At 52.7% G+C, this 23,691-nt stretch carries 19 protein-coding genes, 4 tRNA genes and 1 riboswitch; of the genes, 19 read left to right on the top strand and 4 right to left on the bottom strand.

The window, feature by feature from the left end:
* Positions 1 to 142 precede the first annotated feature (142 nt).
* The 13 genes from AAGR08_RS17615 to rpoC all read left to right on the top strand — a co-directional run bounded on the left by AAGR08_RS17615 (position 143) and on the right by rpoC (position 14,330).
* A tRNA-Thr gene (locus AAGR08_RS17615) sits at positions 143 to 218 on the top strand.
* 7 nt (positions 219 to 225) lie between these two features.
* Positions 226 to 310: transfer RNA gene (locus AAGR08_RS17610), tRNA-Tyr, on the top strand.
* 191 nt (positions 311 to 501) lie between these two features.
* Positions 502 to 576 (top strand) — tRNA-Gly (locus tag AAGR08_RS17605).
* A gap of 5 nt (positions 577 to 581) precedes the next feature.
* Positions 582 to 657, top strand: a tRNA-Thr gene (locus AAGR08_RS17600).
* A gap of 107 nt (positions 658 to 764) precedes the next feature.
* On the top strand, positions 765 to 1,949 hold the full coding sequence (gene tuf / locus AAGR08_RS17595; RefSeq protein ID WP_097095310.1) for an elongation factor Tu: 1,185 nt from the start codon (positions 765 to 767) through the stop codon (positions 1,947 to 1,949).
* Between the two features lie 227 nt (positions 1,950 to 2,176).
* Positions 2,177 to 2,560: a preprotein translocase subunit SecE gene (secE, locus tag AAGR08_RS17590; protein WP_097095309.1), complete on the top strand. Its 384-nt coding sequence runs from the start codon at positions 2,177 to 2,179 to the stop codon at positions 2,558 to 2,560.
* Between the two features lies 1 nt (position 2,561).
* On the top strand, positions 2,562 to 3,107 hold the full coding sequence (gene nusG, locus AAGR08_RS17585) for a transcription termination/antitermination protein NusG (protein ID WP_007886300.1): 546 nt from the start codon (positions 2,562 to 2,564) through the stop codon (positions 3,105 to 3,107).
* Positions 3,108 to 3,255: 148 nt separating this feature from the next.
* Positions 3,256 to 3,684: a 50S ribosomal protein L11 gene (gene rplK, locus AAGR08_RS17580; RefSeq protein WP_007886298.1), complete on the top strand. Its 429-nt coding sequence runs from the start codon at positions 3,256 to 3,258 to the stop codon at positions 3,682 to 3,684.
* A 3-nt stretch (positions 3,685 to 3,687) separates the two neighbouring features.
* Entirely contained in the window at positions 3,688 to 4,392 is a 705-nt protein-coding gene (gene rplA, locus AAGR08_RS17575) for a 50S ribosomal protein L1 (RefSeq protein WP_097095308.1), read from the top strand.
* A gap of 348 nt (positions 4,393 to 4,740) precedes the next feature.
* Entirely contained in the window at positions 4,741 to 5,238 is a 498-nt protein-coding gene (gene rplJ / locus AAGR08_RS17570) for a 50S ribosomal protein L10 (protein ID WP_058973440.1), read from the top strand.
* Between the two features lie 66 nt (positions 5,239 to 5,304).
* Positions 5,305 to 5,667 carry a 50S ribosomal protein L7/L12 gene (gene rplL, locus AAGR08_RS17565; protein WP_097095307.1) on the top strand — a complete coding sequence of 121 codons (363 nt, stop codon included), beginning with the start codon at positions 5,305 to 5,307 and terminating at the stop codon, positions 5,665 to 5,667.
* Between the two features lie 332 nt (positions 5,668 to 5,999).
* Positions 6,000 to 10,028 carry a DNA-directed RNA polymerase subunit beta gene (gene rpoB / locus AAGR08_RS17560; RefSeq protein ID WP_097095306.1) on the top strand — a complete coding sequence of 1,343 codons (4,029 nt, stop codon included), beginning with the start codon at positions 6,000 to 6,002 and terminating at the stop codon, positions 10,026 to 10,028.
* Positions 10,029 to 10,106: 78 nt separating this feature from the next.
* The gene (rpoC, locus tag AAGR08_RS17555) at positions 10,107 to 14,330 is read left to right on the top strand and encodes a DNA-directed RNA polymerase subunit beta' (protein ID WP_007886289.1); all 4,224 of its coding nucleotides are present in this window, start codon (positions 10,107 to 10,109) and stop codon (positions 14,328 to 14,330) included.
* Between the two features lie 66 nt (positions 14,331 to 14,396).
* Here the strand turns inward: rpoC and AAGR08_RS17550 are convergent, their stop codons facing one another.
* On the bottom strand, positions 14,397 to 14,585 hold the full coding sequence (locus AAGR08_RS17550) for a DUF1127 domain-containing protein (RefSeq protein ID WP_097095305.1): 189 nt from the start codon (positions 14,583 to 14,585) through the stop codon (positions 14,397 to 14,399).
* Between the two features lie 175 nt (positions 14,586 to 14,760).
* Here AAGR08_RS17550 and AAGR08_RS17545 point away from each other — a divergent pair, with 175 nt between their 5' ends.
* Positions 14,761 to 16,215 (top strand): PLP-dependent aminotransferase family protein, encoded by a 1,455-nt coding sequence (locus AAGR08_RS17545; protein WP_097095304.1) that lies wholly within the window; start codon positions 14,761 to 14,763, stop codon positions 16,213 to 16,215.
* Between the two features lie 154 nt (positions 16,216 to 16,369).
* Here the strand turns inward: AAGR08_RS17545 and thiE are convergent, their stop codons facing one another.
* From thiE to rsd, 3 genes are all read right to left on the bottom strand, one after another.
* Entirely contained in the window at positions 16,370 to 17,017 is a 648-nt protein-coding gene (gene thiE, locus AAGR08_RS17540) for a thiamine phosphate synthase (RefSeq protein WP_345827463.1), read from the bottom strand.
* A complete protein-coding gene (gene thiC, locus AAGR08_RS17535) occupies positions 17,014 to 18,936 on the bottom strand; it encodes a phosphomethylpyrimidine synthase ThiC (protein ID WP_345827462.1) in 1,923 nt (640 codons plus the stop codon). The genes thiE and thiC overlap by 4 nt, the downstream gene beginning before the upstream one ends.
* Positions 18,937 to 19,025: 89 nt before the next feature.
* A riboswitch (TPP riboswitch) is annotated at positions 19,026 to 19,126 on the bottom strand.
* A 238-nt stretch (positions 19,127 to 19,364) separates the two neighbouring features.
* Entirely contained in the window at positions 19,365 to 19,871 is a 507-nt protein-coding gene (gene rsd / locus AAGR08_RS17530) for a sigma D regulator (protein WP_097095301.1), read from the bottom strand.
* 88 nt (positions 19,872 to 19,959) lie between these two features.
* Here rsd and nudC point away from each other — a divergent pair, with 88 nt between their 5' ends.
* The 5 genes from nudC to hupA all read left to right on the top strand — a co-directional run bounded on the left by nudC (position 19,960) and on the right by hupA (position 23,625).
* Positions 19,960 to 20,733, top strand: a complete 774-nt coding sequence (gene nudC / locus AAGR08_RS17525; RefSeq protein ID WP_345827461.1) for an NAD(+) diphosphatase — start codon at positions 19,960 to 19,962, stop codon at positions 20,731 to 20,733.
* 39 nt (positions 20,734 to 20,772) lie between these two features.
* Positions 20,773 to 21,840 carry a uroporphyrinogen decarboxylase gene (gene hemE / locus AAGR08_RS17520; RefSeq protein WP_097095299.1) on the top strand — a complete coding sequence of 356 codons (1,068 nt, stop codon included), beginning with the start codon at positions 20,773 to 20,775 and terminating at the stop codon, positions 21,838 to 21,840.
* Positions 21,841 to 21,842: 2 nt separating this feature from the next.
* Complete coding sequence (gene nfi, locus AAGR08_RS17515; protein ID WP_097095298.1) at positions 21,843 to 22,511, top strand: deoxyribonuclease V; 669 nt, start codon at positions 21,843 to 21,845, stop codon at positions 22,509 to 22,511.
* A 62-nt stretch (positions 22,512 to 22,573) separates the two neighbouring features.
* Positions 22,574 to 23,164 (top strand): YjaG family protein, encoded by a 591-nt coding sequence (locus tag AAGR08_RS17510; RefSeq protein ID WP_008108422.1) that lies wholly within the window; start codon positions 22,574 to 22,576, stop codon positions 23,162 to 23,164.
* Positions 23,165 to 23,352: 188 nt separating this feature from the next.
* Positions 23,353 to 23,625, top strand: a complete 273-nt coding sequence (gene hupA / locus AAGR08_RS17505; RefSeq protein WP_097095297.1) for a nucleoid-associated protein HU-alpha — start codon at positions 23,353 to 23,355, stop codon at positions 23,623 to 23,625.
* The last annotated feature ends 66 nt before the right edge of the window (positions 23,626 to 23,691 follow it).

The following is a 23,691-nucleotide window of genomic DNA, read 5'->3' as shown; positions in this document are numbered from 1 at the left end:
AAAATGCACGCACATTGAATGTTTTTTCTGCATAAGATGACTGAATTGAGATGATTTGCACAAATAGTAAGCGATAGAACGAATTTGGCAATTTTTTTGTTGCATCCTTCTTCGGGTCTTCCTAGAATGCGCTCCACTTGATGCCGGCTTAGCTCAGTTGGTAGAGCAACTGACTTGTAATCAGTAGGTCACCAGTTCGATTCCGGTAGCCGGCACCATCAAGTAGGTGGGATTCCCGAGCGGCCAAAGGGAGCAGACTGTAAATCTGCCGTCACAGACTTCGAAGGTTCGAATCCTTCTCCCACCACCATCTCAACCTCTTGGTTGGGCATCAGATAAGGCCCTTATCTGATGGGTGAGTTTTTCATCTCTCACCTTCGAATTTCAGATTGTGCATTAGCGCAATCAAAGTCGGTCAGAAATGCTGACTGGCCGAATAATAGAAGGTCTTCTTTTATTATTCATAAGCTACAGAAAGAACAGGTAGCCGAGTTCCAGGATGCGGGCATCGTATAATGGCTATTACCTCAGCCTTCCAAGCTGATGATGCGGGTTCGATTCCCGCTGCCCGCTCCAGATGTGCTGATATGGCTCAGTTGGTAGAGCGCACCCTTGGTAAGGGTGAGGTCCCCAGTTCGACTCTGGGTATCAGCACCACTTCCTTTATCTCTCTCCTGATTCTCTCTCTGTAAACCAAACAGTCAGGCATTGCCTGGTTGATATGACGATATCTTCGATATATCCGTGTCTTAGAGGGACTAGCGATGGCTAAAGAGCAATTTCAACGCAACAAACTGCACGTAAACGTGGGCACCATCGGTCACGTCGACCACGGTAAAACCACCCTGACTGCTGCAATCACTACCGTTCTGGCTAAAACCAACGGCGGCCAGGCGCGTGCGTTCGACCAGATCGACAGCACTCCTGAAGAAAAAGCACGTGGTATCACCATCAACACTGCACACGTTGAGTATGAAACCCCGTCTCGCCACTATGCGCACGTTGACTGCCCAGGCCACGCCGACTATGTGAAAAACATGATCACCGGTGCTGCGCAGATGGATGGCGCAATCCTGGTTGTTGCTGCGACTGACGGCCCAATGCCGCAGACTCGTGAGCACATCCTGCTGGGTCGTCAGGTTGGCGTTCCTTACATCATCGTGTTCCTGAACAAGTGCGACATGGTTGATGATGAAGAGCTGCTGGAACTGGTTGAGATGGAAGTCCGTGACCTGCTGTCACAGTACGATTTCCCAGGCGACGACACTCCAATCGTTCGCGGTTCAGCACTGAAAGCGCTGGAAGGCAACGCTGAGTGGGAAGCTAAGATCACTGAGCTGGCTGGTCACCTGGATACTTACATCCCGGATCCAGTTCGTGCTATCGACATGCCATTCCTGCTGCCAATCGAAGACGTATTCTCAATCTCTGGCCGTGGTACCGTTGTTACCGGTCGTGTAGAGCGCGGTATCGTTAAAGTGGGCGATGAAGTTGAAATCGTTGGTATCAAGCCGACTGTTAAGTCGACCTGTACCGGCGTTGAAATGTTCCGCAAACTGCTGGACCAGGGCCAGGCAGGCGAGAACTGTGGTGTTCTGCTGCGCGGTATCAAGCGTGAAGACATCCAGCGTGGCCAGGTTCTGGCTAAGCCGGGTTCAATCAAGCCACATACCAAGTTCGTATCAGAAGTATACGTACTGTCTAAAGACGAAGGCGGCCGTCATACTCCGTTCTTCAAAGGCTACCGTCCACAGTTCTACTTCCGTACTACTGACGTGACCGGTAACGTTGAGCTGCCAGAAGGCGTTGAGATGGTAATGCCTGGCGACAACGTGAAAATGACCGTTGAGCTGATCCACCCAATCGCGATGGACCAGGGTCTGCGTTTCGCAATCCGCGAAGGCGGCCGTACCGTAGGCGCGGGCGTTGTTGCTGAAGTTATCGCTTAATTACGATAACATTTGACGCAATGCACAAGGAAAGGGCATCATTTGATGCCCTTTTTGCACGCTGTTACATAGAACCTGGCTCATCAGTGATTTTCAATCATAATCATTGCTGAGACAGGCTCTGTTTCACGGCGTTGGATACCGAGTAACGCTCAAAAGCTCATTCGGTTTGGATGCCTCGCTCTGCGGGGCAGAATAGTTTCTGAATTATTGTGGCAGGTTGGTTTATGAGTGCGAATACCGAAGCTCAAGGAAGCGGGCGCGGCCTTGAAGCGATAAAATGGGTAGTTGTGATCGCATTGCTCCTGGTAGCAATCGTCGGCAACTATATTTATCGCGATGTAACACTGCCGCTGCGCGCGCTGGCTGTGGTTGTACTGATCGCTGCCGCTGGCGGCATTGCATTGTTGACAATCAAGGGCAAGGCGACAGTGGCATTTGCTCGTGAAGCAAAAACCGAAATGCGTAAGGTCATTTGGCCGACTCGCCAGGAAACATTGCACACCACGTTAATCGTTGCCGCGGTAACTGCCGTGATGTCACTGATTTTGTGGGGGCTGGATGGTATTCTGGTCCGTCTGGTATCGTTTATCACTGGCCTGAGGTTCTGAGATGTCTGAAGCTCCAAAAAAACGCTGGTACGTCGTTCAGGCGTTCTCCGGTTTTGAAGCTCGCGTAGCGAAGTCGCTGCACGAGCATATCAAACTGCACAACATGGAAGAGCTTTTTGGCGAAGTCATGGTGCCGACTGAAGAAGTCGTTGAAATCCGTGGTGGCCAGCGTCGTAAAAGCGAACGCAAATTCTTCCCTGGCTATGTACTGGTTCAGATGGTGATGAATGATGCCAGCTGGCACTTAGTACGCAGTGTGCCGCGTGTAATGGGCTTTATTGGTGGTACTTCTGACCGTCCAGCGCCAATCAGTGATAAAGAAGTAGATGCGATCATGAACCGCCTGCAGCAGGTTGGTGATAAGCCGCGTCCAAAAACACTGTTCGAGCCAGGCGAAATGGTACGTGTCAGCGATGGTCCATTTGCCGACTTCAACGGTGTGGTCGAAGAAGTGGACTACGAGAAGAGTCGCTTGAAAGTGTCTGTTTCCATCTTTGGCCGTGCAACGCCAGTAGAACTCGATTTTGCTCAGGTGGAGAAAGGTTAACCCTTTTGTTCACTTTTTAGCTCTTGCGGAAGGCGCGAAATTTACCTATAATTTCGCGCCTTTTGTTTTTATGTGCCAGCAATGGCGTATAAATCGTTATCACGGGGAGCCTGTTTTCCAGGCGCTATAACCCAATTGAGGAAATATCATGGCCAAGAAAGTACAAGCCTACGTTAAGCTGCAAGTTGCAGCTGGTATGGCTAACCCAAGTCCACCTGTTGGTCCAGCTCTGGGTCAGCAGGGTGTTAACATCATGGAATTCTGCAAAGCGTTCAACGCGAAAACTGAATCCCTGGAGAAAGGTCTGCCTACTCCTGTTGTTATCACCGTATACAGTGACCGTTCTTTCACCTTCGTTACCAAAACGCCTCCGGCTGCCGTACTGCTGAAAAAAGCAGCGGGCATCAAGTCTGGTTCTGGTAAGCCGAACAAAGACAAAGTCGGTAAAGTTTCTCGTGCTCAGGTACGTGAAATCGCAGAAACTAAAGCTGCGGACATGACTGGTTCTGACGTAGAAGCGATGACTCGCTCTATCGAAGGTACTGCTCGTTCCATGGGCCTGGTAGTAGAGGATTAAGAAATGGCTAAGCTGACCAAGCGCATGAGCGTAATCCGTGACAAAGTTGATGCTACTAAGCAGTACGACATCAACGAAGCTGTTGCTCTGCTGAAAGAACTGGCTACCGCTAAGTTCGTAGAAAGCGTTGACGTTGCTGTTAACCTCGGCATCGATGCACGTAAATCTGATCAGAACGTACGCGGTGCGACCGTTCTGCCACACGGTACTGGTCGTTCAGTACGTGTTGCTGTCTTCACCCAAGGTGCAAACGCTGAAGCTGCTAAAGCAGCCGGCGCAGAACTGGTAGGTATGGAAGACCTGGCTGAGCAGATCAAGAAAGGCGAAATGAACTTTGACGTTGTTATCGCATCTCCAGATGCAATGCGCGTTGTTGGCCAGTTGGGCCAGGTTCTGGGTCCACGCGGCCTGATGCCAAACCCGAAAGTGGGTACTGTAACCCCTAACGTTGCTGAAGCAGTGAAAAACGCTAAAGCAGGTCAGGTTCGTTATCGTAACGACAAAAACGGCATCATCCACACCACCATTGGTAAAGTGGATTTTGACGCTGACAAACTGAAAGAAAACCTGGAATCTCTGCTGGTCGCGCTGAAAAAAGCAAAACCATCACAGGCGAAAGGCGTGTACATCAAGAAAGTCAGCATCTCTACCACCATGGGCGCCGGCGTTGCCGTTGACCAGGCTGGTCTGAGCGCATCAGCAAACTAATTGCTGCTTGTAACGGGCGAAAAATTCATCTAGAATCTTACGCCCGTTGTTCTGGTTGTTCGCGCAACTCAGAACCCAGATTCAAAGCGACTGAATAGCTATGCCTTAAAACTTAGTCATTCAGCTGCTTAGGTTGGAGCCAGGCCTTATCCTGGCCTCCGTCCAAGACCGCAGGAGCAAAATATTCTCGAATATTTTGCTTAATACCCTGCGTAGACGGTGACAGAACCAAAAAGAATTTTTTCTTCACTGGATTCTGCTCACCGTGTAATAGCGCTTATTGCCTTCGGGTAATTAAGTGAAGTGAGTTCCGGGAAATCTTTCCCGGTCAATCCAGGAGCAAAGCTAATGGCATTAAATCTTCAAGGCAAACAAGCGATTGTTGCTGAAGTTAGCGAAGTAGCCAAAGGTGCGCTTTCAGCGGTTGTTGCGGATTCCCGCGGCGTAACCGTTGATAAAATGACCGAACTGCGTAAAGCAGGTCGTGAAGCTGGCGTTTACATGCGTGTTGTTCGTAACACCCTGCTGCGCCGCGTCGTTGAAGGTACTCCTTTTGAGTGCCTGAAAGACACGTTTGTTGGTCCGACCCTGATTGCATATTCTATGGAACACCCGGGCGCTGCTGCTCGTCTGTTCAAAGATTTCGCTAAAGCGAATGCAAAATTTGAGGTCAAAGCTGCAGCCTTTGAAGGTGAGCTGATCACGGCGGCCAATATTGACCGTCTGGCAACTCTGCCGACTTACGAAGAAGCACTGGCACGTCTGATGTCGACCATGAAAGAAGCCGCTGCTGGCAAACTGGTCCGTACTCTGGCTGCTGTGCGCGATGCAAAAGAAGCGGCTTAAGGCTAATTTCTTTTCCTTCGTGCTTGCTAACGTATAAACTTTTTCTGATTTTTAGGAACAATCGATATGTCTATCACTAAAGACCAAATTCTGGAAGCGGTTGCCGCTATGTCCGTAATGGAAGTAGTTGAGCTGGTTTCTGCTATGGAAGAAAAATTCGGCGTTTCTGCTGCTGCCGCTGTAGCTGTTGCTGCTGGCCCAGCTGAAGCTGTTGAAGAAAAAACTGAGTTCGACGTAGTTCTGAAGTCTGTTGGCGCTAACAAAGTCGCAGTAATCAAAGCAGTACGTACTGCAACTGGCCTGGGCTTGAAAGAAGCTAAAGACCTGGTTGAAGCTACTGGTACTATCAAAGAAGGCATCAGCAAAGATGACGCAGCCGCTCTTGAAGCTGCTCTGAAAGAAGCTGGCGCTGAAGTTGAAGTTAAGTAAGACAACCCTTGGGTTGCAGCCTGAGTAACATTAGGCTGATGGCTGGTGACTTTTCAGGTCACCAGCCTTTTTGCGCTACAGGGGAATGATGGCGTTTCGCACTGTTTGTCCGTCATTCCTCTTCAATATCTTTTTCTATCGACGCCTTAATATATCGCTTTCCTGCAAAGGTTCCCTGCCTGAACAACGGCGATGAAATGATTTAAGAGTGATAGAAAGATGTATTGCATGGGGTGCTACGCATCGCATGAAAAACAAAAAATAGTGTTGCATGAACTGTCCTTTTCAGGACGGACAGCGTGGTTCGACATGTCAGCTAGCTGAGGAACCCCATGGTTTACTCCTATACCGAGAAAAAACGTATTCGTAAGGATTTTGGTAAACGTCCACAAGTTTTGGACATACCTTATCTCCTTTCTATCCAGCTTGACTCGTTCCAGAAGTTTATCGAGCAAGATCCAGAAGGCCAGTACGGTCTGGAAGCAGCCTTCCGCTCCGTATTCCCGATCTCTAGCTACAGCGGCAACTCTGAGTTGCAGTATGTCAGCTACCGTTTGGGTGAGCCGGTCTTTGACGTAACTGAATGTCAGATCCGTGGCGTGACCTATTCGGCACCGCTGCGCGTGAAACTGCGTCTGGTGATCTACGAGCGCGAAGCGCCGGAAGGCACCGTAAAAGACATCAAAGAACAAGAAGTCTACATGGGTGAAATTCCACTCATGACCGACAACGGTACCTTTGTAATCAATGGTACTGAGCGTGTTATCGTTTCTCAGCTGCATCGTAGTCCTGGCGTGTTCTTTGACAGCGATAAGGGTAAAACGCACTCTTCCGGTAAAGTGCTGTATAACGCACGTATCATCCCTTACCGCGGTTCATGGCTCGACTTCGAGTTTGACCCGAAAGATAACCTCTTTGTCCGTATTGACCGTCGTCGTAAGCTGCCGGCCAGTATCATTCTGCGCGCGTTAAACTTCACCTCAGAACAAATCCTCGATCTGTTCTTTGATAAAGTCGTTTATGAAATCCGCGATAACAAACTGCAGATGGAACTGGTGCCTGAGCGCCTGCGTGGTGAAACCGCCTCCTTCGATATCGAAGCCAACGGCACGGTCTACGTTGAGAAAGGTCGTCGCATTACTGCGCGCCACATCCGTCAGCTGGAAAAAGACAGCATTCAGCATATCGAAGTGCCGGTTGAATACATTGCTGGCAAAGTAGTCGCTAAAGACTACGTCGACCTGAACACCGGCGAGCTGATTGTTCCTGCGAACATGGAATTATCACTGGATCTGCTGGCGAAGCTGAGCCAGTCAGGCCACAAGCGCATCGAAACGCTGTTTACCAACGACTTGGATCACGGTGCATATATCTCCGAGACCCTGCGTGTTGACCCAACCAGCGATCGCTTAAGCGCACTGGTTGAGATCTACCGCATGATGCGTCCTGGTGAGCCACCAACGCGTGAAGCCGCTGAAAACCTGTTTGAGAACCTGTTCTTCTCTGAAGATCGTTACGATCTTTCTGCGGTTGGCCGCATGAAGTTCAACCGTTCTCTGCTGCGTGATGAGATCGAAGGTTCAGGTATCCTGAGCAAAGACGACATCATCGAAGTGATGAAGAAACTTATCGGTATCCGTAACGGTATCGGTGAAGTGGATGATATCGATCACCTCGGTAACCGTCGTATTCGTTCTGTTGGCGAGATGGCCGAAAACCAGTTCCGTGTAGGTCTGGTCCGTGTTGAGCGTGCAGTTAAAGAGCGTCTGTCTCTTGGCGACCTCGATACGCTGATGCCACAGGACATGATCAACGCTAAGCCGATTTCGGCAGCGGTGAAAGAGTTCTTCGGTTCAAGCCAGCTTTCCCAGTTTATGGATCAGAACAACCCGTTGTCTGAGATTACGCACAAACGTCGTATCTCTGCTCTGGGCCCAGGTGGTCTGACTCGTGAACGTGCCGGCTTCGAAGTACGTGACGTACACCCAACCCACTACGGTCGTGTATGTCCTATCGAAACCCCGGAAGGCCCGAACATCGGTCTGATCAACTCACTCTCTGTTTATGCGCAGACTAACGAATATGGTTTCCTTGAAACCCCATATCGTCGCGTTGTAGATGGCAAAGTAAGTGACGAAATTCATTACCTCTCTGCAATCGAAGAGGGTAACTACGTTATCGCTCAGGCGAACACCAACCTTGCAGACGATGGCAGCTTTGTTGACGATCTCGTCACCTGCCGTAGTAAGGGTGAATCAAGCCTGTTCAGCCGCGATCAGGTTGACTACATGGACGTTTCCACCCAGCAGGTGGTTTCTGTCGGTGCGTCACTGATCCCGTTCCTGGAGCACGATGATGCTAACCGCGCCTTGATGGGTGCGAACATGCAACGTCAGGCGGTTCCAACTCTGCGTGCTGATAAGCCGCTGGTTGGTACCGGTATGGAACGTGCAGTAGCGGTTGATTCCGGTGTAACTGCCGTAGCGAAACGTGGCGGTACCGTTCAGTACGTTGATGCTTCTCGTATCGTTATCAAAGTTAACGAAGAAGAGATGTATCCGGGCGAAGCGGGTATCGACATCTACAACCTGACCAAGTACACCCGTTCTAACCAGAACACCTGCATCAACCAGATGCCATGTGTGAATCTGGGTGAGCCGATTGAGCGTGGCGATGTACTTGCTGATGGCCCGTCTACCGATCTTGGTGAGCTGGCGTTGGGTCAGAACATGCGCGTGGCGTTCATGCCATGGAACGGTTACAACTTCGAAGACTCCATCCTCGTATCCGAGCGTGTGGTTCAGGAAGATCGTTTCACCACTATTCACATCCAGGAACTGGCATGTGTGTCTCGTGACACCAAGCTGGGGCCAGAAGAGATCACCGCTGATATCCCGAACGTGGGTGAGGCGGCGCTTTCTAAACTGGATGAATCCGGCATCGTGTATATCGGTGCGGAAGTGACCGGTGGCGACATTCTGGTTGGTAAGGTTACCCCGAAAGGTGAAACCCAGCTGACGCCAGAAGAAAAACTGCTGCGTGCGATCTTCGGTGAAAAAGCCTCTGACGTGAAAGATTCGTCACTGCGCGTGCCGAACGGCGTATCCGGTACGGTTATCGATGTGCAGGTCTTCACCCGTGATGGCGTGGAAAAAGACAAGCGCGCGCTGGAAATCGAAGAGATGCAGCTGAAGCAGGCGAAGAAAGACCTGTCTGAAGAATTGCAGATCCTTGAAGCGGGCCTGTTCGGTCGTATCCAGGCGGTACTGATTTCGGGTGGTGTTGAAGCTGATAAGCTGGACAAACTGCCACGTGAGCGCTGGTTGGAGCTGGGCCTGACTGATGAAGAGAAGCAGAATTCTCTGGAGCAGTTGGCTGAGCAATACGACGAGCTGAAGCACGAGTTTGAGAAGAAACTTGAAGCTAAGCGTCGCAAGATCACTCAAGGCGATGATCTGGCACCAGGCGTGCTGAAAATCGTTAAGGTGTATCTGGCTGTTAAGCGTCAGATCCAGCCTGGTGACAAGATGGCAGGTCGTCACGGTAACAAGGGTGTTATCTCGAAGATCAACCCTATCGAAGACATGCCTTACGATGAGAACGGTACGCCGGTCGACATCGTACTGAACCCGCTGGGCGTACCATCGCGTATGAACATCGGTCAGATTCTGGAAACTCACCTTGGTATGGCGGCGAAAGGCATTGGTGAAAAGATCAATGCGATGCTGAAGAAGCAGGAAGAAGTCTCCAAACTGCGTGAGTTCATCCAGCGTGCTTACGATCTGGGCACCGATGTGCGTCAGAAAGTTGACCTGAACACCTTCACCGACGACGAAGTGCTGCGTCTGGCAGAAAACCTGAAGAAGGGTATGCCAATCGCGACTCCGGTGTTTGATGGTGCGAAAGAGAGCGAAATCAAAGAGCTGCTGCAGCTCGGCGGTTTGCCTTCTTCCGGTCAGATCACCCTGTTCGACGGCCGTACCGGTGAGCAGTTTGAGCGTCAGGTAACCGTAGGTTACATGTACATGCTGAAACTGAACCACCTGGTCGACGATAAGATGCACGCACGTTCTACCGGTTCTTACAGCTTGGTTACTCAGCAGCCGCTGGGTGGTAAAGCGCAGTTCGGTGGACAGCGCTTCGGTGAGATGGAAGTGTGGGCACTGGAAGCATATGGTGCCGCGTATACCCTGCAGGAAATGCTTACCGTTAAATCTGATGACGTTAACGGCCGTACGAAGATGTATAAAAACATCGTCGACGGTAACCATCAGATGGAACCGGGCATGCCTGAATCCTTCAACGTATTGTTGAAAGAGATTCGCTCGCTGGGTATCAACATCGAGCTGGAAGACGAGTAAGTACTCGCAAGTACTGGTTACGGGACGTGCACTTCGGGTGCGCGTCCCTGAGAGTTCCACTCCGACGGGAGCTAATCCGTGAAAGACTTACTTAAGTTTCTGAAAGCGCAAACTAAGACCGAAGAGTTTGATGCGATCAAAATTGCTCTGGCCTCGCCAGACATGATCCGTTCATGGTCTTTTGGTGAAGTTAAAAAGCCGGAAACCATTAACTACCGTACCTTCAAGCCAGAGCGTGACGGTCTTTTCTGTGCCCGTATTTTCGGACCGGTAAAAGACTACGAATGCCTGTGCGGGAAGTACAAGCGTTTAAAACATCGCGGCGTGATCTGTGAGAAGTGTGGCGTTGAAGTTACACAGACCAAAGTACGTCGTGAGCGCATGGGCCACATTGAGCTGGCTTCACCTACTGCGCACATTTGGTTCCTGAAATCACTGCCTTCGCGTATCGGCTTGCTGCTGGATATGCCACTGCGTGATATCGAGCGCGTGCTGTATTTCGAATCTTATGTGGTGATCGAAGGCGGCATGACCAACCTGGAAAAACGTCAGATTCTGACGGAAGAGCAGTATCTTGACGCGCTGGAAGAGTTCGGTGACGAATTCGACGCGAAGATGGGTGCGGAAGCTATCCAGGCGCTGCTGAAAAATATGGATCTGGAGCAAGAGTGCGAGCAGCTGCGTGAAGAGCTGAACGAAACCAACTCCGAAACCAAACGTAAAAAGCTGACCAAGCGTATCAAGCTGCTGGAAGCGTTCGTTCAATCTGGTAACAAGCCAGAGTGGATGATCCTGACCGTTCTGCCGGTACTGCCGCCAGATCTGCGTCCGCTGGTACCGCTGGATGGTGGTCGTTTCGCTACCTCAGATCTGAACGATCTGTATCGTCGCGTGATCAACCGTAATAACCGTCTGAAGCGTCTGCTGGATCTGGCTGCGCCAGACATCATCGTACGTAACGAAAAACGTATGCTGCAGGAAGCGGTTGATGCACTGCTGGATAACGGCCGTCGCGGTCGCGCCATCACTGGCTCGAACAAGCGTCCGTTGAAATCTCTGGCAGACATGATCAAAGGTAAGCAGGGTCGTTTCCGTCAGAACCTGTTGGGTAAACGTGTTGACTACTCTGGCCGTTCAGTTATCACCGTTGGTCCATACCTGCGTCTGCATCAGTGCGGTCTGCCGAAGAAAATGGCTCTTGAGCTGTTCAAACCGTTCATTTACGGCAAGCTGGAACTGCGTGGCCTCGCCACCACCATCAAAGCCGCGAAGAAAATGGTTGAGCGCGAAGAAGCTGTCGTTTGGGATATCCTGGACGAAGTGATCCGCGAACACCCGGTACTGCTGAACCGTGCACCAACGCTGCACCGTTTGGGTATCCAGGCGTTTGAACCGGTTCTGATCGAAGGTAAAGCAATTCAGCTGCACCCGCTGGTTTGTGCGGCCTATAACGCCGACTTCGATGGTGACCAGATGGCTGTTCACGTACCGCTGACGCTGGAAGCCCAGCTGGAAGCGCGTGCGCTGATGATGTCGACCAACAACATTCTGTCACCAGCGAACGGCGAGCCAATCATCGTTCCTTCACAGGACGTTGTTCTGGGTCTGTACTACATGACCCGCGACAAAGTGAACGCCAAAGGCGAAGGCATGGTGCTGACTGGCCCGAAAGAAGCTGAGCGTGTTTATCGCGCTGGTCTGGCCGAGCTGCATGCACGCGTTAAAGTGCGTATTACTGAATACACCAAGAACGAGCAGGAAGAGTTCGTTGCGAAAACCAGCATTATCGACACCACCATTGGTCGCGCGATTCTGTGGATGATCGTACCGAAAGGCCTGCCTTACTCCATCGTCAACCAGGCGTTGGGTAAGAAAGCGATTTCCAAGATGCTGAACACCTGTTACCGCATCCTGGGCCTGAAGCCGACCGTAATCTTTGCTGACCAAACCATGTACACCGGTTTTGCTTACGCAGCCCGTTCAGGTGCCTCTGTCGGTATCGACGACATGGTGATCCCAGCGAAGAAAGCGGAAATCGTAGCGGAAGCGGAAGCGGAAGTTGCTGAGATTCAGGAACAGTTCCAGTCTGGTCTGGTCACTGCTGGCGAACGTTACAACAAAGTTATCGATATTTGGGCCGCCGCTAACGAACGCGTTTCCAAAGCGATGATGGATAACTTGCAAACTGAAACTGTGATCAACCGTCACGGCGAAGAAGAGCAGCAGGTATCGTTCAACAGCATCTACATGATGGCCGACTCCGGTGCGCGTGGTTCTGCTGCACAGATTCGTCAGCTGGCCGGTATGCGTGGTCTGATGGCTAAGCCAGATGGTTCAATCATCGAAACGCCGATCACCGCGAACTTCCGTGAAGGTCTGAACGTACTCCAGTACTTCATCTCCACGCACGGTGCGCGTAAAGGTCTGGCGGATACCGCACTGAAAACCGCTAACTCCGGTTATCTGACGCGTCGTCTGGTAGACGTAGCGCAGGATCTGGTGGTTACCGAAGATGACTGCGGCACGTTCGAAGGCATCATGATGACTCCGGTCATCGAAGGTGGAGACGTTAAAGAGCCTCTGCGTGAGCGTGTACTGGGCCGTGTAACGGCTGAAGACGTTCTGAAGCCGGGCACTGCAGATATCCTGATTCCGCGTAACACCCTGATCGATGAGCACTGGTGTGATGTGATCGAACTGAATTCAGTCGATGCGATCAAAGTGCGTTCGGTTGTTGGCTGTGAAACCGACTTCGGTGTGTGCGCACACTGCTATGGTCGCGATCTGGCACGTGGTCACATCATCAACAAAGGTGAGGCCATCGGCGTTATCGCAGCACAGTCCATCGGTGAGCCGGGTACTCAGCTGACGATGCGTACGTTCCACATCGGTGGTGCGGCATCTCGTGCGGCTGCTGAATCCAGCATCCAGGTGAAGAACAAAGGTACTATCAAGCTGACCAACGCGAAGTCTGTAACCAACTCCTCAGGGAAACTGGTTATCGTTTCACGTAACGTTGAGCTGAAAATGATCGACGAGTTCGGTCGTACCAAAGAGAGCTATAAAGTGCCTTACGGTGCGGTCATGGCGAAAGGTGACGGTGAGCAGGTTGCCGCGGGCGAGACCGTAGCAAACTGGGATCCACATACCATGCCGGTCATCACCGAAGTGGGCGGTTTCATTCGCTTCACTGACATGATCGACGGTCAGACCATTACCCGTCAGACTGACGACTTAACCGGTCTGTCATCGCTGGTGGTTCTGGACTCTGCAGAACGTACTGCGGGTGGTAAAGATCTGCGTCCTGCGCTGAAAATTATTGATGCCAACGGAAATGATGTGCTGATTCCAGGTACCGATATGCCAGCTCAGTACTTCCTGCCGGGCAAAGCAATTGTTCAGCTGGAAGATGGCGTTAAGATCAGTGCCGGTGACACGCTGTCGCGTGTTCCGCAGGAATCTGGCGGTACCAAGGATATTACCGGTGGTCTGCCACGCGTTGCTGACTTGTTCGAAGCGCGTCGTCCGAAAGAGCCTGCCATCCTGGCGGAGATCAGCGGTATCATCTCCTTCGGTAAAGAGACCAAAGGTAAGCGTCGTCTGGTAATTACGCCGGTTGATGGTAGCGATCCGTACGAAGAGATGATTCCAAAATGGCGTCAGCTTAACGTATTCGAAGGTGAGCGCGTAGAACGTGGTGACGTCGTATCTGACGGCCCAGAGTCTCCGCACGACATCCTGCGTCTGCGTGGCGTCCATGCTGTGACCCGTTACATCACGAACGAAGTGCAGGAAGTTTACCGTCTGCAAGGCGTTAAGATTAACGATAAACACATCGAAGTCATCGTTCGTCAGATGCTGCGTAAAGCAACCATCTCGAGCGTGGGAAGCACCGACTTCCTGGAAGGTGAGCAGGCTGAATACTCTCGCATCAAGATCTCTAACCGTGAACTTGAAGCGAATGGCAAAATCGGCGCGACGTTCATGCGCGATCTGCTGGGTATCACCAAAGCGTCACTGGCAACTGAATCGTTCATCTCTGCAGCATCGTTCCAGGAGACCACACGTGTCCTGACCGAAGCCGCAGTAGCAGGCAAGCGCGACGAACTGCGCGGCCTGAAAGAGAACGTGATCGTGGGTCGTCTGATCCCAGCCGGTACCGGTTATGCTTATCATCAGGATCGTATGCGTCGCCGCTCTGCGGGTGAAGCTCCGGTTGCACCGCAGGTTACTGCGGATGAAGCCTCTGCTAGCCTGGCGGAATTGCTGAACGCCGGTCTGGGCGGAAGCGACGACGAGTAAGTCGTCTGCTTAAGCTGACCAATAAAAAACCCTGCCTCGGCAGGGTTTTTTTTCGTCTCAATGCAGTTAAAACTTGCGGCAGACTTCGTCGCGTGTCAGCCCGATGTCGCGAAGCTGGTTGTCACTCAGCTGTGAAAGGATGCGATGCGTTTCACGCCGAGCTTTCCAGTTTTTCACCATGCGCACTGCACCGCGAAAGATATCCAATAGCGTCACATTAAAAGGTTTAGCTGCGCGATTTTGGTCGAATTCCATAGTCATTGCCCTCAGTAGGTTGCCTGAGATGCATTGTCCAATTCCTGCACAAAATGATACAGATGCAAAAATCACTTATCTTTAACATACAGATTGCAATTGTGACGATCTGAATGGTAATAATACAGGGTATCTGTACCGGTTTGCTGTAATTAACGGCGGGATGAGGCATACGATGACGCGCTACCAACATTTAGCATGTTTGCTGTCGGATAGGATTGAACAAGGGCTGTTCCGCAGCGGCGAGAGATTACCATCGGTACGCACGCTTAGTCTGGAGCACGGCGTAAGTATCAGTACCGTGCAGCAGGCTTATCATTTGCTTGAAGAGAAGCAGCTGATTGTGCCGCAGCCACGTTCCGGATATTTCGTCGCAACGCGCAAAGCCACGCCGCCCGTACCTGCACTCACCCGACCAGCACAGCGACCGGTTGAAATCACTCAGTGGGAATCGGTGCTGGAGTTGCTAAGTAGCCGCACTAACAGCGATGTATTGCAGCTCGGCAGCGGCATGCCCGATTTGACCCAGCCAACGTTGAAACCGCTGTGGAAAATACAGAGCCGCATGGCGCAAAAGCAGGATGTTGATCAACTCAACTACGACAGCTTGCTGGGCGTGGCGGCATTGCGCGAACAGGTCGCACGGCTGACGATCGACAGTGGTTGTCAGCTCACGGCGGACGATATTGTTATCACCACTGGCTGCCACGAAGCACTGTCGATTTCCATTCGCGCGATATGTCAGCCGGGCGACATCATTGCCGTCGAATCGCCCACTTTTCACGGCACCATGCAGACGCTGCGCGGCTTTGGCATTCGCGCCATTGAGATCCCCACGGATTCGGTGACGGGCATTAGCCTGGAAGCACTGGAACTCGCCTTTGAGCAGTGGCCAATTAAAGCGGTGGTTGTTGTGCCGAACTGCAATAATCCACTGGGATTTATTATGCCTGAGCCCCGCAAGCGCGCGCTGCTGACGCTGGCGCAGCGTTTCGATGCGGCGATTATTGAAGACGATGTCTATGGTGAGCTGGCATGGGAATATCCGCGCCCGGTTACGATTAAATCGCTGGATAGTGATGGGCGGGTGTTGCTGTGCAGTTCTTTCTCTAAAACACTGGCTCCGGGACTGCGCGTCGGCTGGGTCGCTCCGGGACGCTATCGCGATCGCGTACTGCATATGAAATACATCAGTACGGGTTCCACGGCGACGCAGCCGCAGCATGCGGTGGCAGAGTTTATTCGCCTTGGCCATTATCTGCCGCATCTGCGTCGTATGCGCCAGGTTTATCAGCGCAACTACGAAACCTTTAACTGCTGGGTACGCCACTATTTCCCGTGCGGTATTTGTGTGTCGCGGCCACAGGGCAGTTTCCTGATGTGGATCGAGCTGCCAGAAGCGTTTGACGCGGTCAGGTTGAATACCGAATTGCGGGAGCTGAATATCCAGGTTGCGGTAGGATCGCTGTTTTCGGCCTCGGGAAAATATCGCAATTGCTTGCGCCTGAATTACGGATTGCCAATGAATGAGCATACAGAGCAGGCGATAGCCCAGCTCGGTGCAGCAGTGGAGCGTGCCATGTTGGCCTGTAATATAGAAACTGTGCATACCTCCTCCCTGACTGTTTAAAAGAAAGGCAGGGCTGGGAGAGGTTAGGACCAGCCCTGGCCCGCTGCAAGCGACAGCGGGCAGGCACACTTTAACGTGGTTGCGAAATGGCACCAGATGCGACATCCAGCGAATGCATAATGCATTCCAGCTTATTACTCTTACTCACAACACCTTACATCTCTTCTGCGGGCTGGATTCCAGATTCCACCAATGCCAGCAGTTCCTGCGTTGCCGCACGCCAGTCTGGCGCTTGGGTAATTGCGCTCACTACGGCAATACTTCCGACGCCCGTTGCCAGCACTTCAGGTACGCGCGCCAGTGAAATACCGCCGATTGCAACGGTTGGCACGTCCTGCAAACGTGCCAGATGGCGTTTCAATTCCACCACGCCCTGCGGGGCTGATGGCATGTCTTTGGTTTGCGTGGGATAGATATGTCCGAGCGCAATGTAAGAAGGGCGCAGCGCGAGTGCGCGATCCAGCTCGTTATCATCATGCGTCGATAAACCTAAGCGCAATCCAGCCTGACGAATGGCCGCTAGATCGGCAACATCGAGGTCTTCCTGACCAAGATGTACGCCATAAGCATGATATTTGATGGCTAAGCGCCAGTAATCATTGATGAACAGGCGTGCGCGATACTGCTTGCCAAGTGCAATCGCCTCGCGCACTGCATCTTCAACTTCATGATCCTCGCAATCTTTAATGCGTAGCTGGATAGTGCGCACACCGGCTTCCAGCAGGCGCGCGATCCACTCCACGCTATCAACTACTGGATACAGCCCCAGTTTTGGGGCGGTGGCAGGAAAGGCGTCGGTCATACTTTTTCCTCTTTTAGGGTATCGGCAGCGTGATACAACTCGCCGCCACGATTGCGGAAGGCATCCGACATTTGCGCCATGCCCACCTCTATGGTCTGAGCTTCAACCTGTTGACGGGCGGCAAATTCGCGGACTTCCTGGGTAATTTTCATCGAGCAGAATTTGGGGCCGCACATCGAGCAGAAGTGCGCCACTTTTCCCGATTCTTGCGGCAAGGTTTCGTCGTGGTAGGCGCGAGCGGTATGCGGATCAAGTGCCAGGTTGAACTGATCTTCCCAGCGGAATTCAAAACGTGCTTTGGACATCGCATTATCGCGAATCTGCGCGCCCGGATGGCCTTTCGCCAGATCCGCAGCGTGCGCGGCGATCTTGTAGGTGATCAGCCCCTGCTTCACATCCTCTTTATGCGGTAAACCGAGGTGCTCTTTAGGCGTCACGTAACACAGCATGGCGCAGCCAAACCAGCCAATCATTGCCGCGCCGATGCCGGAAGTGAAGTGATCGTAGCCCGGTGCGATATCGGTAGTGAGTGGACCGAGCGTATAAAAAGGGGCTTCGTGGCAGTGCTCCAGCTGCTCGGTCATATTGCGGCGAATCATCTGCATCGGCACATGGCCCGGACCTTCAATCATCACCTGCACATCATATTCCCAGGCAATTTTCGTCAGTTCGCCCAGCGTATGCAGCTCGGCAAATTGCGCCTCGTCGTTGGCATCCTGAATTGAGCCCGGACGCAGGCCGTCGCCCAAAGATAATGCCACATCGTAGGCAGCACAGATCTCACAAATCTCGCGGAAGTGCAGATACAGGAAGCTTTCGGTATGGTGCGACAGGCACCATTTCGCCATGATTGATCCGCCGCGTGACACAATGCCGGTGAGCCGTTTAGCCGTCATGGGTACATAGCGCAACAGCACGCCAGCGTGGATAGTGAAGTAATCGACGCCTTGCTCCGCCTGTTCCAGTAGCGTGTCGCGGAATATTTCCCAGTTGAGGTCTTCGGCAATACCGTTCACCTTTTCCAGCGCCTGATAAATCGGCACCGTACCAATCGGCACCGGGCTGTTACGCAGAATCCATTCGCGCGTTTCATGGATATAACGTCCGGTAGAGAGATCCATCACGGTATCTGCCCCCCAGCGCGTTGACCACACCAGTTTCTCCACTTCTTCTTCAATCGAAGAACTGACCGCCGAGTTGCCGATATTGGCATTCACCTTCACCAGAAAGTTGCGACCAATGATCATCGGTTCGGATTCGGGATGGTTGATGTTAGCAGGGATGATGGCGCGGCCGCTGGCCACTTCCTGACGGACAAACTCTGCGGTGATATTTTCCGGCAGGTTGGCGCCAAAGCTGTGACCGGGATGCTGCTGTAGCAGCACTTCACCACGAATACGCTCGCGGCCCATGTTTTCACGCAGCGCAATAAACTCCATCTCCGGCGTGATGATACCCTGACGTGCATAGTGCAGTTGGGTAACGCAGCGACCCACTTTGGCGCGGCGCGGCTGTGGCAGATGCTCAAAACGCAAATGATCCAGGCCTTCATCTGCCAGACGCTGTTGGGTGTAACTGGAACTCAGCTGGTGAATGGTTTCGCTGTCGCCGCGCGCTTCGATCCAGTTGGTGCGCAGCCTGGTGAGCCCCTGATGCACATTGATCGTGGCTTCAGGATCGCCATAAGCACCGGCCGTGTCGTATACCGGCACCGGTTCATTCGGCTCATACTGCGGATCGTCTTTACTGCCGCCGGTGTGCGTTGGGCTCAGTTGAATCTCACGCATGGGCACGCGAATATCCGCGCGGCTGCCGGTGATCCAGATGCGTTTTGAGTTCGGAAAAGCGGCTCCCTGGAGGGAATCGATAAATTCTTGCGCCTGAGCACGTTGTTCACGACGAGAGGTTTTAGCAGACATAGCAAATTTCCTATAAAAGTTGGAAGTTGCTTGTCCAGAGTTCGGAAGGAGTAACAGATACGATAACGGCATAAGCCGACATCGTGCTGATGATATCTACTCTTGTTCCCTTCGCAGGTACTAACCTGATCAGGTTCCGCGGATCCCGAATTAACGGTCTCAGCCCCTAAGGGCACTCCGACAAGGTGTTGGGTTTTACGATATAAGCTACTTTGCTTGCCATTTTGCACCTGGGCAGTGCTCGTGACCGTCACATACTTCGTGTACGCTCCGGTCCCTGCGCGCTATCCGAATGCAAACTGGCTGCGCACGCTACGCTTATATCGCAAAACCTGACTCTTCATTTTTCTGGAAGAGGCTCATAAAAAAAGCCCATTTAGCATAAGAGGGCTTTTCTCGAATAACAAGTTTTTTACAACTGCGGGCATTCAGGCCGGGCGGGCGATGACGCTGTCATTGGCAACCGGTAGATGCGCCAGCTGGTTATCCCAGGCGAGTTGTACCAGCTTATCTTCCAGCGTGAAGCGCGATTCCAGCACTTCGCCGACTTCGGACAGCGCCTGCTGAAAATCGACACAGTTATCGTCGTTAATCGCTTGCTGCAAATGACTGTCGTAGAGCTGCATGATGCGGTCAGTGTTCGCCTCAAGTGCCGGATAAATTTGCGCGGCAGCCATTAAGGGATTATCACCCTGCATCTCACTAATAATGTGTTCATACACGCTAAAATGACCGGTAGAAAGGTAATCCACCAGATTGTGGCAAAATGCATCCAGCGCTTGTTCATCCAGCGCGGTTAACGCATCTTTTTGTGGCTTCAGACCAATAAGCTCGTAGTACGTGACAAGCAGCTGTCGACGGGCGCGCAACCATGAATCAACCAATTCATTTCCGCCGCCGACACGCTTTGTCAGGTCATCTAACTGGTTAAGCATATGGGGCTCCAGGTAGGTTATAGTTGTTTATTACACACTTAATATTAGAGTTTCAGCGTGCGGTTTAACGCTAAGGACAACGATTAAGATGCAACGTGAGATCTCAAGCTTAGACGCTGGATGGTGGATTGTCAGCCATGAGCAAAAACTTTGGTTACCGCAGGGCGAACTGCCGCATGGCTTATCCACCGAGTTTGGACTCAGTGGCAGCCACGGCATTTTGATTGGCGAATGGCAGGGCGAAAACGTCTGGCTCGTGCGGGAAGCGCGTCCAGACAGCATGGGCTCGGTCCGCCAACTGATTGATCAAGATGTCGGTCTGTTCCAGATCGCCGGGCGCGGCGTGCAGCTGGCGGAGTTCTATCGATCGCATCGCTGGTGCGGCTATTGCGGCCATGAGATGCATATCAGCAAGCGCGAGTTCGCTTGTCTGTGTCATCACTGCCGCGAGCGCTATTACCCGCAAATTGCGCCGTGCATTATTGTGGCCATTCGCCGTGGCGATGAGATTCTGCTTGCCAATCATGCCCGTCATCGCAACAACATTTACACCGTGCTGGCGGGCTTCGTCGAAGTGGGCGAAACCTTAGAACAAGCGGTGGCGCGTGAAGTGATGGAAGAGAGCAACGTGCGGGTGAAAAACGTGCGCTACGTTACTTCGCAGCCGTGGCCGTTCCCGCATTCACTGATGATGGCGTATATGGCCGAATACGATGGCGGTGACTTGCAGCACGACGGCAAAGAGTTGCTCGATGCCGGTTGGTATCGCTATGACGATTTGCCACTGTTGCCGCCGCCAGGCACGGTTGCGCGTCGCCTGATCGAAGATACTGTTGCCCTGTGTCGCGCCAGCGCGGCGTGAAAATGCTACACTGCCGGCCTTAGCATGAGAGAGCCTATTATGAGTGAACTGAAGAACGATCGTTATCTGCGCGCCCTGTTACGTCAACCGGTAGATGTCACGCCGGTATGGATGATGCGACAAGCCGGGCGTTATTTACCGGAGTACAAAGCCACGCGCGCTGAAGCCGGTGATTTTATGTCACTGTGTAAGAACGCTGAGCTGGCATGTGAAGTTACGCTGCAGCCGCTGCGTCGCTATGCGCTGGACGCGGCGATCCTCTTCAGCGATATCCTCACCATTCCCGATGCGATGGGACTTGGGCTTTACTTTGAAACTGGCGAAGGCCCCCGTTTCTCCCATCCGATCACCTGTCGCGCCGATGTCGACAAGCTGCCGGTACCGGATCCTGAGCAAGAGCTCGGCTATGTGATGAACGCGGTGCGTACGATTCGTCACAATCTGAAAGGCGAAGTGCCGCTGATTGGCTTCTCAGGTAGCCCATGGACGCTGGCAACCTATATGGTGGAAGGCGGCAGCAGCAAAGCCTTCACGAAAATCAAAAAGATGATGTATGCCGATCCACAAACGCTGCACAAGCTGCTGGATAAGCTGGCGGACAGCGTCATTCTTTATCTGAATGCGCAGATCAAAGCCGGCGCGCAGTCAATCATGGTGTTCGATACCTGGGGCGGCGTACTGACTGGTCGCGACTATCGCGAATTCTCGCTGTACTACATGCACAAAATCGTCGATAGCGTGCTGCACGAGAACGAAGGTCGTCGCGTACCGATTACGCTATTTACCAAAGGTGGCGGCCAGTGGCTGGAGGCGATTGCCGCGACCGGTTGTGATGCGCTGGGACTCGACTGGACTACCGATATCGCTGATGCGCGTCGTCGTGTTGGTGACAAAGTGGCGCTGCAGGGCAACATGGATCCTTCCATGCTGTATGCACCGCCAGCGCGTATCGAGCAGGAAGTGGCAGGGATCCTTGAAGGATTTGGCACGGGTGAAGGCCATGTGTTTAACCTGGGGCACGGCATCCATCCCGACGTGCCGCCAGAGCATGCCGGTGCATTTGTGGAAGCAGTGCATCGCTTGTCTCGTCCGTACCATCAAGGTTAATCATGGATTTAGCCGCACTACGCCAGGAACAGTTACAACGCGCTGCTGATGTGGTGCGGCAGGATGATTTCGACGTGCTGCCGCCGCGCTTCATTGGTGGCGCCGACGTCGGTTTTGAGCAGGGCGGCGAGGTCACGCGCGCTGCCCTGGTGATTCTCGAGTATCCTTCTTTAACGCTGGTGGAACATCGCATTGCGCGCGTGGCGACCACCATGCCCTACATCCCGGGTTTCTTATCTTTCCGCGAAATGCCCGCGCTGCTGGAAGCCTGGCAGCAGCTTTCTCAGCAGCCCGATCTGCTGTTTGTGGATGGCCATGGTATTTCTCATCCACGTCGGCTTGGCGTGGCGGCGCATTTCGGTTCGCTGGTGGATGTACCGACCATTGGTGTGGCGAAGAAGCGTCTGTGCGGACGTTTTGCTGATCTGGCTGCCGAGCCGGGCAGTCGCCAGCCGTTGATCGATAAGGGTGAACAAATTGGCTGGGTATGGCGCAGTAAAGCGCGCTGTAATCCGCTATTTATCTCCACGGGTCATCGCGTCAGCCTCGATAGCGCATTGCATTGGGTAGAAGCCTGTACGGCGGGTTACCGCCTGCCTGAACCCACGCGCTGGGCAGATGCTGTCGCTTCAGGCCGCCCGGCTTTTCTGCGCTGGCAAAATTCGCGTTAACGCTGTTTGCGCCCGGCTTTTGCGGTACACTGCCGCCAGCTAACCTATTGAGAGTAAGTTTGATGTTACAAAACCCCGTCCATTTGCGTCTGGCGAAGCTGGAAAGCTGGCAGCATATGACCTTCATGGCCTGCCTCTGCGAGCGTATGTTCCCCAACTATTGGGCTTTCTGTCAGCAGACTGAATTCGCCGATCCGCAACTCTATCGCCGTATCCTCGATCTGATCTGGGAAAGCCTGACGGTGAAAGATGCCAAAATCAATTTCGATGGCCAGCTGGAGAAATTTGAGGCTGCCATCCCTGACGGTGACGATTTCGAGGTTTACGGCGTGCATCCGGCGATCGATGCCTGTGTGGCATTAAGTGAACTGCTGCATGCCCAGCTCAGCGGTGAAACGCTGGAGCACGCGGTGGAAGTGAGCCGCACCTCGATTACCACCGTGGCGATTCTGGAAATGACCCAGGCCGGTCGTGAAATGACCGACGAAGAGCTGCGTGAAAATCAGGCCGTCATCGATGAATGGGATCTGCAGTGGGAGATTTTCCGCCTGCTGTCAGAGTGCGAGGAGCGCGACCTGGAATTGATTAAAGGACTGCGTGCAGACCTGCGTGAAGCGGGAATCAGTAACATCGGTATACTTTTTCAGCAATAAGGCAAGAAAACGTGACTTCAGGCCCGAATTACCGCGCCTGGAGGCTTCACATGGGCCCCCTGTCTGGTCTACATTTGGGGGGCTGAAAATTGTGGCTATCGGTGCGTGCTGGCTGAACAAGGCCTGAGAATGGCTTTTCCCTCGCACTCGTTGCTTAGCAAGCGATAAATACACTTTAAGGATAACTTATGAACAAGACTCAACTGATTGATGTGATCGCAGAGAAAGCTGACCTGTCTAAAACCCAGGCTAAAACTGCGCTGGAATCTACCCTGGCTGCGATCACTGAGTCTCTGAAAGAAGGTGATGCTGTACAACTGGTTGGTTTTGGTACTTTTAAAGTGAACCACCGCAATGAGCGTACTGGTCGCAACCCGCAGACTGGCAAAGAGATCAAAATCGCTGCAGCTAACGTGCCAGCATTCGTTTCAGGCAAAGCTCTGAAAGACGCTGTTAAGTAAGTTTCCGCATTGCGGTTTAGCTTTAAAAGAGGGGGCGTTATCGCCCCTTTTTGTTGCCGGGAGCGG

The organism is Pantoea sp. BRR-3P, from assembly GCF_039621635.1.
Taxonomy (GTDB): Bacteria; Pseudomonadota; Gammaproteobacteria; order Enterobacterales; family Enterobacteriaceae; genus Pantoea; species Pantoea floridensis.
Note: the sequence above shows the minus strand (reverse complement) of the source record. Positions and strands in the feature narration are given on the sequence as shown.

Coding starts and splice junctions, on each gene's coding strand:
- AAGR08_RS17550 (WP_097095305.1), bottom strand. CDS start 14,585: ATGGAATTCGACCAAAATCGCGCAGCTAAACCTTTTAATGTGACGCTA.
- hemE (WP_097095299.1), top strand. CDS start 20,773: ATGAGTGAACTGAAGAACGATCGTTATCTGCGCGCCCTGTTACGTCAA.
- rplJ (WP_058973440.1), top strand. CDS start 4,741: ATGGCATTAAATCTTCAAGGCAAACAAGCGATTGTTGCTGAAGTTAGC.
- secE (WP_097095309.1), top strand. CDS start 2,177: ATGAGTGCGAATACCGAAGCTCAAGGAAGCGGGCGCGGCCTTGAAGCG.
- nfi (WP_097095298.1), top strand. CDS start 21,843: ATGGATTTAGCCGCACTACGCCAGGAACAGTTACAACGCGCTGCTGAT.
- thiE (WP_345827463.1), bottom strand. CDS start 17,017: ATGACCGACGCCTTTCCTGCCACCGCCCCAAAACTGGGGCTGTATCCA.
- rsd (WP_097095301.1), bottom strand. CDS start 19,871: ATGCTTAACCAGTTAGATGACCTGACAAAGCGTGTCGGCGGCGGAAAT.
- AAGR08_RS17510 (WP_008108422.1), top strand. CDS start 22,574: ATGTTACAAAACCCCGTCCATTTGCGTCTGGCGAAGCTGGAAAGCTGG.
- rplK (WP_007886298.1), top strand. CDS start 3,256: ATGGCCAAGAAAGTACAAGCCTACGTTAAGCTGCAAGTTGCAGCTGGT.
- hupA (WP_097095297.1), top strand. CDS start 23,353: ATGAACAAGACTCAACTGATTGATGTGATCGCAGAGAAAGCTGACCTG.
- AAGR08_RS17545 (WP_097095304.1), top strand. CDS start 14,761: ATGACGCGCTACCAACATTTAGCATGTTTGCTGTCGGATAGGATTGAA.
- nusG (WP_007886300.1), top strand. CDS start 2,562: ATGTCTGAAGCTCCAAAAAAACGCTGGTACGTCGTTCAGGCGTTCTCC.
- thiC (WP_345827462.1), bottom strand. CDS start 18,936: ATGTCTGCTAAAACCTCTCGTCGTGAACAACGTGCTCAGGCGCAAGAA.
- nudC (WP_345827461.1), top strand. CDS start 19,960: ATGCAACGTGAGATCTCAAGCTTAGACGCTGGATGGTGGATTGTCAGC.
- tuf (WP_097095310.1), top strand. CDS start 765: ATGGCTAAAGAGCAATTTCAACGCAACAAACTGCACGTAAACGTGGGC.
- rpoB (WP_097095306.1), top strand. CDS start 6,000: ATGGTTTACTCCTATACCGAGAAAAAACGTATTCGTAAGGATTTTGGT.
- rplL (WP_097095307.1), top strand. CDS start 5,305: ATGTCTATCACTAAAGACCAAATTCTGGAAGCGGTTGCCGCTATGTCC.
- rplA (WP_097095308.1), top strand. CDS start 3,688: ATGGCTAAGCTGACCAAGCGCATGAGCGTAATCCGTGACAAAGTTGAT.